The sequence below is a fragment of the Streptomyces sp. NPDC057900 genome, from assembly GCF_042887885.1.
Lineage (GTDB): Bacteria > Actinomycetota > Actinomycetes > Streptomycetales > Streptomycetaceae > Streptomyces.
On the sequence record NZ_JBHVOI010000001.1, the window covers coordinates 657731 to 671172 of the forward strand.

At 71.9% G+C, this 13442-nt stretch carries 12 protein-coding genes; 7 read left to right on the forward strand and 5 right to left on the reverse strand.

Annotated features, from left to right (window positions below):
- The first annotated feature begins 17 nt into the window (after positions 1-17).
- Both ACFVQ0_RS02665 and gndA read left to right on the forward strand, forming a co-directional pair.
- Positions 18-1376 carry a GH1 family beta-glucosidase gene (locus ACFVQ0_RS02665; protein WP_390083840.1) on the forward strand — a complete coding sequence of 453 codons (1359 nt, stop codon included), beginning with the start codon at positions 18-20 and terminating at the stop codon, positions 1374-1376.
- Positions 1377-1877: 501 nt separating this feature from the next.
- Entirely contained in the window at positions 1878-3317 is a 1440-nt protein-coding gene (gene gndA / locus ACFVQ0_RS02670) for an NADP-dependent phosphogluconate dehydrogenase (RefSeq protein ID WP_390083842.1), read from the forward strand.
- A 19-nt stretch (positions 3318-3336) separates the two neighbouring features.
- Here gndA and ACFVQ0_RS02675 read toward each other — a convergent pair whose 3' ends face one another.
- On the reverse strand, positions 3337-5022 hold the full coding sequence (locus ACFVQ0_RS02675) for a sigma-70 family RNA polymerase sigma factor (RefSeq protein WP_390083844.1): 1686 nt from the start codon (positions 5020-5022) through the stop codon (positions 3337-3339).
- 129 nt (positions 5023-5151) lie between these two features.
- Complete coding sequence (locus ACFVQ0_RS02680) at positions 5152-5847, reverse strand: type 1 glutamine amidotransferase domain-containing protein (protein WP_390083846.1); 696 nt, start codon at positions 5845-5847, stop codon at positions 5152-5154.
- Between the two features lie 241 nt (positions 5848-6088).
- On the opposite strand from ACFVQ0_RS02680, the gene ACFVQ0_RS02685 reads away from it, so the two are divergent.
- The 4 genes from ACFVQ0_RS02685 to ACFVQ0_RS02700 all read left to right on the forward strand — a co-directional run bounded on the left by ACFVQ0_RS02685 (position 6089) and on the right by ACFVQ0_RS02700 (position 9770).
- The gene (locus ACFVQ0_RS02685; protein WP_390083848.1) at positions 6089-6727 is read left to right on the forward strand and encodes an HAD-IA family hydrolase; all 639 of its coding nucleotides are present in this window, start codon (positions 6089-6091) and stop codon (positions 6725-6727) included.
- Between the two features lie 151 nt (positions 6728-6878).
- A complete protein-coding gene (locus ACFVQ0_RS02690) occupies positions 6879-7634 on the forward strand; it encodes an MgtC/SapB family protein (protein ID WP_371774891.1) in 756 nt (251 codons plus the stop codon).
- Positions 7635-7896: 262 nt separating this feature from the next.
- Entirely contained in the window at positions 7897-8973 is a 1077-nt protein-coding gene (locus ACFVQ0_RS02695) for a Dyp-type peroxidase (protein WP_390083850.1), read from the forward strand.
- Positions 8973-9770: a family 1 encapsulin nanocompartment shell protein gene (locus ACFVQ0_RS02700; protein ID WP_390083852.1), complete on the forward strand. Its 798-nt coding sequence runs from the start codon at positions 8973-8975 to the stop codon at positions 9768-9770. The genes ACFVQ0_RS02695 and ACFVQ0_RS02700 overlap by 1 nt, the downstream gene beginning before the upstream one ends.
- Before the next feature lie 437 nt (positions 9771-10207).
- On the opposite strand, the gene ACFVQ0_RS02705 is transcribed toward ACFVQ0_RS02700, so the two are convergent.
- From ACFVQ0_RS02705 to ACFVQ0_RS02715, 3 genes are all read right to left on the reverse strand, one after another.
- On the reverse strand, positions 10208-10867 hold the full coding sequence (locus ACFVQ0_RS02705; protein ID WP_390083854.1) for an arylsulfatase: 660 nt from the start codon (positions 10865-10867) through the stop codon (positions 10208-10210).
- A 78-nt stretch (positions 10868-10945) separates the two neighbouring features.
- Positions 10946-11371, reverse strand: coding sequence for an aspartate 1-decarboxylase (gene panD, locus ACFVQ0_RS02710; RefSeq protein ID WP_390083856.1), 426 nt, complete (start codon positions 11369-11371; stop codon positions 10946-10948).
- 130 nt (positions 11372-11501) lie between these two features.
- A complete protein-coding gene (locus tag ACFVQ0_RS02715; RefSeq protein WP_390083858.1) occupies positions 11502-12173 on the reverse strand; it encodes a ScbR family autoregulator-binding transcription factor in 672 nt (223 codons plus the stop codon).
- A gap of 562 nt (positions 12174-12735) precedes the next feature.
- On the opposite strand from ACFVQ0_RS02715, the gene ACFVQ0_RS02720 reads away from it, so the two are divergent.
- The gene (locus ACFVQ0_RS02720; protein WP_390083860.1) at positions 12736-13434 is read left to right on the forward strand and encodes an HAD family hydrolase; all 699 of its coding nucleotides are present in this window, start codon (positions 12736-12738) and stop codon (positions 13432-13434) included.
- Positions 13435-13442 lie beyond the last annotated feature (8 nt).

Below are 13442 nucleotides of genomic sequence, written 5' to 3' on the forward strand. Positions count from 1 at the left end.
CATCGGAAAGGAAGTCCGTGAACGACCTCAGCGCCCTCCCGGCCGACTTCACCTGGGGCGTCGCCACCGCCGCGTACCAGATCGAGGGCGCCGTGGCGGAGGACGGCCGTGCCCCGTCGATCTGGGACACCTTCTCCCACATCCCCGGCAAGATCGCCGGCAACGACACCGGGGACGTGGCCTGCGACCACTACCACCGGGTGCCGGAGGACATCGGCCTGATCAAGGAGGTGGGGGCGGGCGCGTACCGCTTCTCGCTCGCCTGGCCGAGGATCGTCCCGGGCGGCGACGGCCCCGTCAACAAGGCCGGGCTCGACTTCTACGACCGGCTGGTCGACGGGCTCCTGGACGCCGGGATCACCCCGTTCGCCACGCTGTACCACTGGGACCTGCCGCAGGCGCTCCAGGACCGGGGCGGCTGGACGGTCCGGGAGACGGCCGAGCACTTCGCCGCGTACGCCTCGGTCGTCGTGGAACGCCTCGGTGACCGGGTGAAGGACTGGGCGACCCTCAACGAGCCGCTCTGCTCCGCCTGGATCGGTCACCTGGAGGGCACCATGGCGCCGGGTCTCACCGACCTGACCGCCGCCGTCCGGGCCTCGTACCACCTGCACCTCGGGCACGGTCTCGCCGTGCGGGCGATCCGTGCGGCGTCCTCGGACGCCCGCGTCGGCATCGTCAACAACCTCAGCCCGGTGGAGGCGGCCACCGACCGCGAGGCGGACCGCGCGGCGGCCGTACGCGGCGACGGCCACATCAACCGCTGGTGGCTCGACCCGATCCTCGGGCGCGGTTACCCGCAGGACATGGTCGATCTGTACGGCGTCGAACTCCCCGTCCAGGACGGCGACATGGACCTGATCTCGGCGCCGCTCGACTGGATGGGCGTGAACTACTACTTCCGCCAGGTCGTCACCGCCGACGCGACCGGTCCCGTCCCGCACGCCAAGCAGGTCTACCTCCCCGGCTCCCGCCACACCCACATGGACTGGGAGGTGCACGCCCAGGGCCTGGAGCAGCTGCTGCTGCGCCTCACCCAGGAGTACGGCGTCGAGCGCATCTACGTCACGGAGAACGGCTCGGCGTACCAGGACGTCGTCCTGGCCGACGGTTCGGTGCACGACCCGGAGCGCACCCAGTACCTGGAGGAGCACCTCGCCGCCTGCGCACGCGCCGTCCGCAAGGGCGCGCCGCTGGCCGGGTACTTCGCCTGGTCGCTGCTGGACAACTTCGAGTGGGCGTACGGCTACGACAAGCGCTTCGGCCTGGTCCACGTGGACTACGCGACGCAGCGCCGCACGGTCAAGAGCAGTGGCCGGCGCTACGCCGAGCTGATCCGCGAGGCCGCGGCGGGCCGCCCGGGCAGGGCCGCCTGACCCCGGCCCTTAAGGCCGGCCTGCCTCCGGCCGCGGCGGACGACCGCCGCGGCCGGAGGTTTCGCGTTTCCACCGGGAATCTTCCACCGCGAACCTTTCGCCGCGAACCTTTCGCCGGGAATCTTCCACTGCGAATCTTCCGCCGGGAATCCTCCGCCGGGATTCGGCACGCGGCCGGGTCCGGGCATGAGTCCGCGGTGGTCACGCATTTCCGTGACCACCGCGGACTTCCTCACCGCACCGACAGCGGGGATGGGACGGTGCGGGCGGACTGCGGGATCGGCGGCCCGGCCGGGTGTGGAACCCGCCCGGGAGAGCGCTCTCCCAGCCGGAACCAGTGTTGCTCCGCCGCTCAGCGAGTGTCAAGACGAGCGACACCGGCGCGCACCCGGCTGCCCGGCTGAACAGGCCGTCCGCCGGTCCCGTATCCATACTGGAGACACCCCGGCGCCGCGACATCCCGGCGCCTCCGCGTCCCCGACAGATTGCAGGAGCACCCAGATGAGCGGCACCGCGCAGATCGGCGTCACCGGGCTCGCGGTGATGGGCCGCAACCTCGCCCGCAACTTCGCCCGCAACGGCTTCACGGTCGCGGTGCACAACCGCACGGCGGCCAAGACCGATGCCCTGGTCGAGGACTTCGGCGACGAGGGAAACTTCGTCGCCGCGCACACGCCGCAGAAGTTCGTCGCGGCGCTGGAGCGGCCCCGCTGCCTGGTCGTCATGGTGAAGGCGGGCGATCCCACGGACGCGGTGATCCAGGAGTTCGCGGCGCTGCTGGAGGAGGGCGACGTCATCATCGACGGCGGCAACGCCCACTTCGAGGACACCCGGCGCCGGGAGAAGCAGCTGCGCGAACGCGGTATCCACTTCGTCGGCGCCGGCATCTCCGGTGGCGAGGAGGGCGCGCTGAACGGGCCGAGCATCATGCCCGGCGGCAGCGACGAATCGTACGCCTCGCTCGGCCCGATGCTGGAGAAGATCTCCGCGAAGGCCAAGGACGGGGCGCCGTGCGTCACGCACATCGGCCCCGACGGCGCCGGTCATTTCGTGAAGATGACGCACAACGGCATCGAGTACGCGGACATGCAGCTGATCGGTGAGGCCTATCAGCTGCTCCGCGACGTGGCGGGCTACTCCCCCGCGCAGATCGCGGACACCTTCCGCACCTGGAACACCGGGCGCCTGGACTCCTACCTCATCGAGATCACCGCGGAGGTCCTCTCCCAGGTGGACGCGGCGACCGGCAAGCCGTTCGTGGACGTGGTGCTCGACCAGGCGGAGCAGAAGGGCACCGGCCGCTGGACCGTGCAGATCGCCCTGGACCTGGGCGTTCCCGTCTCCGCCATCGCCGAGGCCGTCTTCGCCCGCTCCGTCTCCGGCCACGCCGCGCTCCGCGAAGCCTCACGCCACCTCGCCGGACCGACCGCCCGCCGGCTCGGCAAGGACGAGGCGGCGGCCTTCGCCGACCGGGTCGAGCAGGCCCTGTACGCCTCGAAGATCGTCTCCTACACCCAGGGCTTCCACGAGATCGCGGCCGGCAGCGAGACGTACGACTGGGACATCGACCTCGGCAGGGTCGCAGCGATCTGGCGCGGCGGCTGCATCATCCGGGCCGCGTTCCTCGACCGGATCACCAGCGCCTACGAGGCGCGGGCCGGGCTGCCGAGCCTGCTGGCCGACAAGAGCTTCGCCCAGGAGATCGCCACCGCACAGGACGACTGGCGCGCCGTGGTCGCCACCGCCGTCACCCAGGGCGTCCCCACGCCCGCCTTCGCCGCCACCCTCGCCTACTACGACTCGCTGCGCGCCGAACGCCTGCCCGCCGCGCTCACCCAGGGCCAGCGCGACTACTTCGGCGCCCACACCTACCGCCGGGTCGACCGCGAAGGCGTCTTCCACACCCTCTGGGGCGGCGACAGGACGGAAGTCGAGAGCTGACGGGCAGGCCCGGACCGGCTCACATCTTCGCGCCGAAGTCCTGGGTCCACCACGGCCCGCCGGGTCCCTGGTGGATGCCGATGCCGATGTCCTTGAAGTCACAGTTGAGGATGTTGGCGCGGTGGCCGGGGCTGTTCATCCAGGACTCCATCACCGATTCGGGACTCTGCTGGCCCCGGGCTATGTTCTCGCCGTACGTCGACCAGTGGTAGCCGGCGTCGGTGATGCGGCGTCCGGGATCGGCGCCGTCGGGGTTGGTGTGCTCGAAGAAGTCGCGGGCGGCCATGTCGTCGGAGTGCCGCAACGCCGCGTCCGTGAGCTGCTGGTCCTCCTCGACCGGTCCGCATCCGGCCTTCGCCCGCTCCTGGTTGACCAGGGCGACGACCTGGGCCGTGTCGCCCACGGGGGCGGGTCGCGTGGCGGGGGCGCTCGACGGAGGCGGTACGGGCGTCTTCTTCGGCGCCGGGGCGACGCTCTTGTGCGGTGTCCGGGCCGGAGGCGGGGAGGCGCTCCGCTTCTTGGACGGCGAGGGCGAGGCCGAGGGTGAGGGCGAGGCGGATGCCGGCGGCGGCGACGAGGTGGTGGCCGGGCTTCCGGACGCCGTGAGGTCGGCGATCGGCTCCGCCGACGTACGCGAGGCGCTGTCTCCCCCGGTACCCGCTCCGGGCCCCAGGGACGCGTACCAGAGGCCCCCGCCGGTCATGCACGCCACCACCACCGCGCCGCCGACCGCCCGGCGCTGGATCCGGCGCCGCCGGCGGGCGGCGGCGCGGGAGGGGGTGCGTCCGCCCGTGTGCCGCCCGCCCCCGGAGCGGTGTCGGCCGGGCGGGCCGGATGTCGCACCGCCGGCCGACGCGCCGCCGGCCGACGCGGTGTCGAGGGCGTGTGCGGCGGCGACCGGTGCGGTGTCGTCGCTGCCGGGCCACCGCACGAGGAGCGCCGCGGGCACGGCGACCAGGGCCAGCCCGGCCAGCAGACCCTCCGCGGGCATCAGGCCGCTCCACAGCCCGGAGCACCGGAAGCAGTCACGGGCGTGCCGGGCTATTCGCTTGCGCCACAGCGCGGAGGGGCGGCCGTCCCAGGCCGCGCAGACGCCACGGAGTTCCTCGCACGGCGGCTGCGCGCCGAGTGCCCGCACGACCACGCGGGCGGTCTCCAGCTGCGCCTTCATCCGCTGGACCCGGACCGCCGCGTACTGCGGCGACAGCTCCAGCGCCTCGGCCACCTCGGTCCGGGTCAGCTCACCGGCGCACTCCAGCCACCACAGCGACAGCAGGCCCCGGTCGTCGGGCTCCAGCCACCGGGTCGCGCACGCCGTCTCCCGGCGCTGTCCGGACAACTGCAGGCGCATCATCGTCAGGTCGACGAAGTCGGCTCCCGGATCCGCGATCTCCCCGGCCTCCTCCAGCGTGCCGGGCGCGATGTCGCGGTCCCGCCAGTGCGCACGTATCTGGTTCATCGCGATCGCCACCAGCCAGGAGCGGAAGCTCTCCGGGGTGCGCAGACCGCCGAGGCCGTCCAGTGCGCGGAGCATGGTCTCCTGCACCACGTCGTCGACGTCGGCGGAACCGTTCAGCGCCCGGCCCACGATGTTGTAGACGAGCGGGAGGTACGCACTGGCCAGTGCGTCCTGCGCCCCCGCGTCCCCGTTGCGCGCGGCGATCACCAGTGGCACCGGATCCACCGTGTGGTGATGACTGCTCATGAATTAGGTCCCTGTCCTGTAGGCCGCCGATGATGCCCGATGACTGGGAGACCACGGAGGGCGGCCGGGATATCAGTTCCTCGGAACGGAGTTTCCGGCCCGCGTTCCGGAGCGGCCGACCCGGTGGCGTCAGCCGAGCTTCTTGAGCAGCTCGCCCGCGAGCGGGGCGGCGGAGGCCGGGTTCTGGCCGGTGACCAGATTGCGGTCGACAACCACGTACGGGGCCCACGGCTCGCCCTCCTGGAAGTCGGTGCCGATCTCGACGAGGCGGTCCTGGAGCAGCCACGCGGCCTTGTCCGCGAACCCGGCCTGGCTCTCCTCCGTGTTGGTGAAGCCGGTGAGCCGGTACCCGGCGAACGCGTTGGTCCCGTCGTCCTTCGTGGCGGCCAGCAAGGCGGCCGGGGCGTGGCAGACGATGCCGAGGGGCAGGCCCGATTCCAGCGCGCCGACCAGCAGCTTTCCGGAGTCCGCGTTCACCGCCAGGTCCTCCATCGGGCCGTGGCCGCCGGGGTAGAACACCGCCGCGTAGTCCGCCAGGTCCACGTCCGCCAGGCTCAGCGGCTGCTGGAGCTCGCTCATGGAGGCGAGGACGCTCGCCACCCGGTCGGCGTTCTCCTGGCCGTCGTTGAACTCCGGCGCCAGGCTCCCCCGGTCGACGGTCGGCACCACCCCGCCGGGGGTGGCGACGACGATCTCGTACCCGGCGGCCTTGAACCTCTCGTACGGGGCGACCGCCTCCTCGGCCCAGAAGCCGGTCGGGTGCAGGGAACCGTCGGCGAGGGTCCAGTGGTCGGAACCGGTCATCACGAAAAGGATCTTTGCCATGTCACATCTTCCGCAGGGCCCTGGCGTCGGCCGCCCGGGACGCTTCGCGCGAATTCGCGCCTACGGACCCGACCGTACGGTGCGCACCCCCCGGAGCCCGGCAGGGGCGGCTACGGTGGGGCGCGCGAGAGCCATGGGGGTGACGTGGGTGGAGCAGACGGCGGGGGCACCCGCCGGCCGCCGGACCAGGCCCCGGTCAGAAGACGGCGTGTGCCGTCGTTCAGCGGACGGAGAGCCGGTCATGCCCGCCCAACCAATCGACGCGGTGCTGTGCGACATCGACGGCGTGATCCGGCACTGGCCCGCGCAGGACGCCCTCGAAGACGCACATGGACTGCCCCGAGGCGCACTCGCGGCTGCCGCGTTCGCCCCGCGACGGCTGCTCCCAGCGATCACGGGCGCGGTGACCGACGAGCAGTGGCGGTCCGCCGTCGCGGCCGACCTGACCACGGTCTGCGGCTCCGCGGACCGGGCCGGGGCCGCGGTCGCCGCCTGGGCCCGGCTCGTACCGCTCGTCGATCCTGAGGTGGTCGCCCTCCTGGCCTCGGCCCGGGAGGTGGCGACGGTGGCTCTGGTCTCCAACGCCACCACGAGGCTGGAGCTGGATCTCGACCGGCAGGGCCTGAGCGGGGTGGCCGACGCCGTCATCAACACCGCGCGCATCGGCGTCGCCAAACCCGACCCGAGGGTCTACCGCATCGCAGCCGAGCGCGTCGGGACCGCGGTGGACCGCTGTCTGTTCGTGGACGACACCGAGGCCAACGTGGCCGCTGCCCGGCGGGCGGGCATGGCCGCGCTCCACTACCGCCGGCCGGAGGATCTGCGGGCCGTCCTCGCCCCGCTGCTCGACGGCGCCGGCTCCCGGGCGCCACAGGCCTGACGAGGCGTAACGCGCTCCGGACCGGCTGGGCGCGGCCGGTACGGTGGGGCATCGCGCCGCCGCAACCGTCGCGCCGCCCGGCACGGCGGAGTGACGGCGCTCTCCTTCCGGCGGCGGCTGCCCGGAAGGTCCCAAGGGGATCGGAGGCTCTGTGGCAATCGACATCAATGAACCGTTCGGCCAGAACTGGACGCACGCGGCGCAGTTCGGCATCGCGTTCGGGCTCTCCTGCGCGATCGGGATCGAACGCGAGATCCGCCAGAAGGCGGCCGGGCTGCGCACGTACACGATCGTCGGGCTCGGGGCCGCGCTGTTCACCCTGGTCAGCAAGTTCGGCTTCTCCGACGTACTGGTCACCGGACAGGTCGAGTTGGACCCGTCCCGGGTGGCGGCGCAGATCGTCTCCGGGCTCGGGTTCATCGGCGGTGGCGTCATCTTCGTCCACCGCGGCTCGGTCAAGGGGCTGACCACGGCCGCGTCGATCTGGCTGACCGCGGCGGTCGGCTGCGCGGCCGGCGCGGGGCTGCCCGTGCTCGCCACCCTCGCCACGCTCGCCTACTTCCTGGTCTCGTACGGCGTCCGCCCGCTGGCCCACCGGCTGCCCGCGCTGCGCAACGCCTCGATCGGCTACCGGATCACCTACACGGAGGGGGTGGGCGCGCTGCGGGAGCTGGTCAAGCACTGCACGGAGGCGGGGTTCGCGATCTCCGAGCTGACCACGCTCGCCGCCGACGGCGAGGGGATGTTCCGGCGCCGCCGCCGGTCGGAGACCGTGCCGCCGCCCGAGCGGACCGTGGAGGTCGCGCTCAGCGTGCAGGGCAGGGGCGATCCGGACGCGCTGATGGCCCGGCTGTCGGGCACCACCGGGGTGCTGGCGTGCAGCCGGAGCGACCTCGCCGACGAGTGACCGGAGCGGGGCACCCCCGGCCACGCGAGCGCGGGAGCGGCGCGACACATCGGCACATCGCGTGGTCGGACGGGGCCGAGGCGCGGTGCACATGTCACCCGGACGGACGGGCCCGGGGTGCGGCGCGCACGTCGCCCGGTCGGACGCGCCGGGGTGCGGCGCACCGCCGGGTGTGGGTAAGTGGCAGCGGGCCCCGCCGTCCTCACCCGCGCGGGTACCGCCGTGCCGCCTTGTCGCCCACGCCACCTGATGGAGCCGCCGCATGCCCGGGACCACCGAGGGAGCGGCCGCGGCGCAGCCCGTCGTCGCACCGCTGACCAGTGCCGCGCTGATCCTGGTCGCCACGATCGAGCCGGGCGGTGAGCCCGCTGTCCGTGAGGCGCTGCCGGATCTGGCGGCCCTCGCCCGCTCCATCGGGTTCCGCTTCCCCGGCTCCGGGCTGGCCTGTGTGACCGGCTTCGGTTCCGATGCCTGGGGCCGGCTGTTCGCGGGGCCGCGGCCCGCCTCGCTCCATCCCTTCCAGGAACTGCGCGGAACCCGCCACCACGCCCCCGCCACCCCTGGCGACCTGCTGTTCCACATCCGGGCCGAGCGGATGGACGTGTGCTACGAGTGGGCCTCCCAGCTGCTCGGCCGGCTCGGCGGTGCGGTGAAGGTCGTCGACGAGACGCACGGGTTCCGTTACTTCGACCACCGGGATCTGCTGGGCTTCGTCGACGGCACCGAGAATCCGGTGGGTCCGGACGCGCTCTCGGCGGCGCTGGTCGGTGACGAGGACCCGGACTTCGCGGGCGGCAGTTATGTCGTCGTGCAGAAGTACCTGCACGATCTGACGTCGTGGAACGCGCTGAGCACCGAGGAGCAGGAGCGGGTGATCGGGCGGACCAAGTTCACCGACATCGAGTTCGCCGACGACGTCAAACCCGCCGACTCCCACGTGGCGCTGAACACCATCACGGACCCGGACGGCACGGAGCGCGACATCCTGCGTGCCAACATGCCGTTCGGCAGCTTCGAGCAGGGTGAGTTCGGTACGTACTTCATCGCGTACGCCGCTGATCCCGGCGTCACGGAACAGATGCTCCGGAACATGTTCCTGGGCAGTCCCCCCGGCACCCACGACCGCATTCTCGACTTCTCGACAGCGGTCACCGGCACGCTCTTCCACGCCCCCGGCGCCGACTTCCTCGACGCCCCGCCGCCGTCGCCCGCGTCCGCAGAGGCCGGGACCGGGGCACTGCCGGAGCCGGCGTCCGCGCCGGCGGGGCAGTCCCTGATCCCGCCGGACTCCCGTGACGGTTCGCTGCACATCGGCAGCCTGCAAGAAAGCGCCCAGTGATGAACAACCTCCACCGCGCACTCGCCCCCGTCACGCAAGCCGCCTGGGACCAGATCGAGGAGGAGGCCAGGCGCACCTTCAGCCGCCATCTGGCGGGCCGTCGCGTCGTCGACGTCAGCGGGCCGGAAGGCCCTGGGCTGGCGGCCGTCGGTGACGGCCACCTCCGGGAGATCGACCCGCCCACCCCCGACGTGCTGGCCCGCGCCCGCACCTCGGTACCGGTCATCGAGTGGCGGGTGCCGTTCACCCTGAGCAGGGCGGCGGTGGACGATGTCGAGCGCGGCTCCGACGACAGTGACTGGCAGCCGGTGAAGGACGCCGCCCGGACCTGTGCGTTCGCGGAGGACATGGCGCTCATCGACGGCTACGCGGCGGCCGGGATCACCGGTCTGCGGGACGGTTCCTCACACACCCCGCTGCCGCTTCCGGCGGACGCCCGGGACTACCCGGCCACCGTCAGCCAGGCGCTGACGCGGTTGCGGCTGGCCGGTGTGGACGGGCCCTACCGGCTGCTGCTGGGCGCGGACGCGTTCACGGAGGCGACCGAGACGTCCGACCACGGATATCCCGTCTCCACCCATCTGGCCCGGCTGCTCGACGACCAGATCCTGTGGGCGCCCGCCGTGGCGGGCGGGGTGCTGCTGTCCACCCGGGGCGGCGACTTCGAGCTGTGCCTGGGCGAGGATCTGTCGATCGGCTATCAGGAGCACGACGCGACGACCGTCAGCCTGTACTTCCACCAGTCGTTCACGTTCCGGATGCTGACGCCGGAAGCCGTGGTCCCGATCATCGCCTGATCGCAGCTCGTGCCGGAGGCTCGTAACGGTGAGCCTCCGGCACGAGCCCGGAGAGCGGCGGTGTTCATCGGGCCGCCGGTGCGCCGGGACGGCCTCTGCCGGTCACCCGCGTCGGTCACCCGCACGGCTCAGCCCACCGGTGAGGGTTCCGGCTCCGGCGGCGGCACCGGCTCGGGATTCGGCGCGGGCGGCTGCGGGATCGGGTCGGGCGAGGGCCCCGGCGGCGTGGGGACGGGCGGCGTCGGCCCCGGACCCGGCGGCACGGGCTCCGGTTCCGGGAGCGGCTGGGGCGGCCCCGGGATGGGCCCCGGAGTGGGCACCGGCGGGACGGGGTCGGGAAACGGATGGGTCATCTCGGTCCTCCGAACGGTCTGGGTGGATCTCCTCCACCGTCTCCCGGAGCGGCTGCCCGCGCCCGGCGAGTCCATACGTTCCGCCTACGAAAGATCCGTACGGCCCAGCGGACCGGCCACTGCCGCCGCGGCGGCCAGGCCCGGCCGCGGACTGGAGAGCACCGGAATCCGGGTGGCCGTACGGGTGACGGCACCGGCCATGGACGCCTGGGCCAGCACGATCACATCGGCGTCCACCACCGCGTCGGCTGCCTCGGCCACCAGATCCAGATAGCCGTCACGCTCGCCCGCCTCGAAGCGCTCCCAGGCGCCCTCGACCAGCACGGTACGGACCGCGGCCGGACGCCGGCCCGCCGCGGCCGCCTCCTCCGCGATCAGCGCGAGAGTGGGCGCCACGGTGGCGGCGACCGCCGCGATGACGGTCACCCGCTCCGCACGGGCCGCGACCGCCGCCATCGGGCGGTCGACCCGCAGCACCGGGACGCCGAGCGCCGGGCCGAGCGCCTCCGCGACGCCCCCGATCGTCGAGCACGTACAGAGCACCGCGGTGGCCCCCTCGGCGACCGCCCCGGCGAGCACCGCCTCGACCTCGCCCGTCACCGCCTGCGGCCCCCTCTCCCCGGCCCGTTCGAGGAGGCCCTCGTGCACGAGGTGGCGCAGCGCGAGCCCCGGACAGTCGGCGTCGCGCAGGGCGTCGAAGACCGGGATGTGGGCCGGGGAGGTGTGCAGCAGGGCGAGAGGCATGAGCGAAACGCTATCGGCCCGCCGCCGGGCCTCAGTCAGGGCCGGGCCCACCGGCCCTCCCACCGGCCCCGCGATCCGTCAGCGCGCCGCCGGGACGGCGTGCGGGCTGCGCGCGGTGTCGGTGCCCGGGACGGGAGCGGAGGCGTCGGCGCCGAGCGCGACGATCCGGTTGGCCGCGTCGACATGGACGACGCTCGGGACCAGGCCGCGCGCCTCCGCGTCGTCGACCTGCGCGTAGCTGATCAGGATGACCAGGTCACCGGGGTGGACGAGGTGGGCGGCGGCGCCGTTGATCCCGATGACCCCGGAGCCGCGTTCCCCCTCGATGACGTACGTCTCCAGCCGGGCCCCGTTGTCGATGTCCACGATGTGCACGAGCTCGCCGGGCAGCAGATCCGCGGCCTCCATCAGCTCGGCGTCGATGGTGACGGAACCGACGTAATGCAGGTCGGCCTGGGTCACGGTGGCCCGGTGGATTTTGGACTTGAACATGGTGCGCATCATCGAGACAACTCCTGAACGTAGGCTCCCTGCCTGCGTTTTCGCAGGTCAAGTGCTGTTATCACATCCTACAACGAGTCGCGATTTCAGACAGCTGTTCCCAGGTCTTCGAGGCTCACGGTGACCGTTCGCCTCAGGCGCGAGCCCGTGTTCGATCCACCTCCCCCACCCGCGACCGCGACCGCGCCCGCGCCCGCGCCCGGGCGAGCAGAGCCGATGCGTCCGGGTCCGCCAGGAGAGACTTCAGTATCAGCAGCCACCACTGATCCAGCTCTTCACTCCAGCCACGCCCGCCCGGCAGGTCATCGGTCAGTACGCAGAGCCCGAAGAAACCGCACACCAGGGTTACAGCCGCAGCCGCCGGCTCGACCCCTGCCGCGAGTTCTCCTCTCATGCGGGCCTGAGCCAGGAGCCTGGTCGCAGCCGACGCCCAGACATCGAACGGCGTGGGCAGAGTGGCCGCGATGCCCTGGCGTTCCGCCCACAACCGCGCGCCCGCGCGTGCCACGACGTCCTCACTGAGAGCGCGCGCGACATGGAAGCTGAGGCCGACCAGTTTCTCCAGCGGAGGAACACCGGGCGCGGCATAGGGGGCGGCGAGCTGCGGCCAGGTGGCGAACTGCTCGCGCACCACGGCCAGCGCGAGCTTCTCCTTGCTGTAGTAATGGAAATAGATGGCCCCACTCGTTTTTCCCGAGTGATCACTTATGTCATTGACACTCGTTCCCGCATATCCCCGTTCGACAAATAGATGTGCTGCGGATTCCAGCAGCAGCCTGCGGGTCGCACGCGCCCTTTCCTGCACTCCAGTTCCACCTTCGCTCAAACGTGCCAACACTGCGCCGACTTACTTAAAGCCCTCCCCATGGAGGGTTCAGTCGCATCGCGCGAAGATCTTATTATTCGTCGCCCGCACGTGAGCGGTGGAGTATTCACACAATCCGTCACCCCGCCGAGCAGGATCGATTCGCCAGAGTGCGGCGACTCCACCCGCACACAGTCGCGACAGCACCTCCCGCCAGGCACTTTGGCGGCGCCACGGGCGTGAGGGGCTCATTCTTCGCATCACACGCCGAGACCGGCCGCCCTCGGCCCCGGCGCTTCCGTCCACTCGAATTGGTGATTGCGGAAATCGGAGACGCCAAATTAACGTAACGGCCACGATGTTTTCGGCTTCGGCCGAAAGCGGCGACGCGCGTTCTCCATGGCGCGCCCCGGTCACAGCCCCACGGCCACAACAGCCGTGCGACATCACTCGCGCTCTCTCATTTACGCGAGTGGACCACGAATCATCCCGACACCCTCGTGTGTCCCGCCTGCGCCCGCACCGCACAACGGCCGGCGCAGCCTCCGAGATCGGCAATGACATGACAGCTCGAAACATCCTTTTATGGTCGCCGTCCGCCATCGTCTTCGACTGTGACGGGACGCTGATGGACACGGAACAGCACTGGCAGGAGGCCCGGAACATCACCTTCCGGCTCTTCGGCCTCGAACCGCCCGCCGGGTTCGCCGACCGCGCCAAGGGCGTGCACTACAGCGAGTGCGGCGAGCTCATGGCCAAGGAGACCGGAAAGCCGGATCTCGGCGGCGATTTGGCCGACACACTGCTCACCACCTTCACCGCACTGGTCGACGAGAACCCGGTGACCATGCCGGGCGCCGCCGCGCTGGTCCGGCTGGCCGCCCGCCATCTCCCGCTCGCGGTGGCGAGCAACTGCCCCCGGGAGATGGTGGAAACGTGCCTCGGCCGGGCCGGGCTCCTCAGCTCCTTCGGCCATGTCGTGGTCGCGGGCGAGGACATCAGTCCGAAACCCCGGCCCGACGTGTACAGCGTCGCCGCCCGTCTCTGCGGCGTGCCCCCCGAGGAGGCTCTGGCCGTGGAGGACTCGTTCACGGGCATGGAATCGGCCCGCCGGGCCGGCCTGCGCGTCATCGGCATCGGACCTCGTCCGGACGGGGCGGAGGCGGGGCTCGCCGATCTGTGGGTGCACAGCCTTGCCGACAAGGAGTTGGTGAGATGGGCCAGTAGCTGGATCGACGGCCAGAGCGTGTCCGCGAAGTAGGCCCGATG

Excerpts from the sequence above, each read along its gene's own strand:
- ACFVQ0_RS02685 (WP_390083848.1), top strand. The coding sequence starts at position 6,089 with ATGCCCGCCCAACCAATCGACGCGGTGCTGTGCGACATCGACGGCGTG.
- panD (WP_390083856.1), bottom strand. The coding sequence starts at position 11,371 with ATGATGCGCACCATGTTCAAGTCCAAAATCCACCGGGCCACCGTGACC.
- ACFVQ0_RS02700 (WP_390083852.1), top strand. The coding sequence starts at position 8,973 with ATGAACAACCTCCACCGCGCACTCGCCCCCGTCACGCAAGCCGCCTGG.
- ACFVQ0_RS02720 (WP_390083860.1), top strand. The coding sequence starts at position 12,736 with ATGACAGCTCGAAACATCCTTTTATGGTCGCCGTCCGCCATCGTCTTC.
- gndA (WP_390083842.1), top strand. The coding sequence starts at position 1,878 with ATGAGCGGCACCGCGCAGATCGGCGTCACCGGGCTCGCGGTGATGGGC.
- ACFVQ0_RS02695 (WP_390083850.1), top strand. The coding sequence starts at position 7,897 with ATGCCCGGGACCACCGAGGGAGCGGCCGCGGCGCAGCCCGTCGTCGCA.
- ACFVQ0_RS02680 (WP_390083846.1), bottom strand. The coding sequence starts at position 5,847 with ATGGCAAAGATCCTTTTCGTGATGACCGGTTCCGACCACTGGACCCTC.
- ACFVQ0_RS02675 (WP_390083844.1), bottom strand. The coding sequence starts at position 5,022 with ATGAGCAGTCATCACCACACGGTGGATCCGGTGCCACTGGTGATCGCC.
- ACFVQ0_RS02705 (WP_390083854.1), bottom strand. The coding sequence starts at position 10,867 with ATGCCTCTCGCCCTGCTGCACACCTCCCCGGCCCACATCCCGGTCTTC.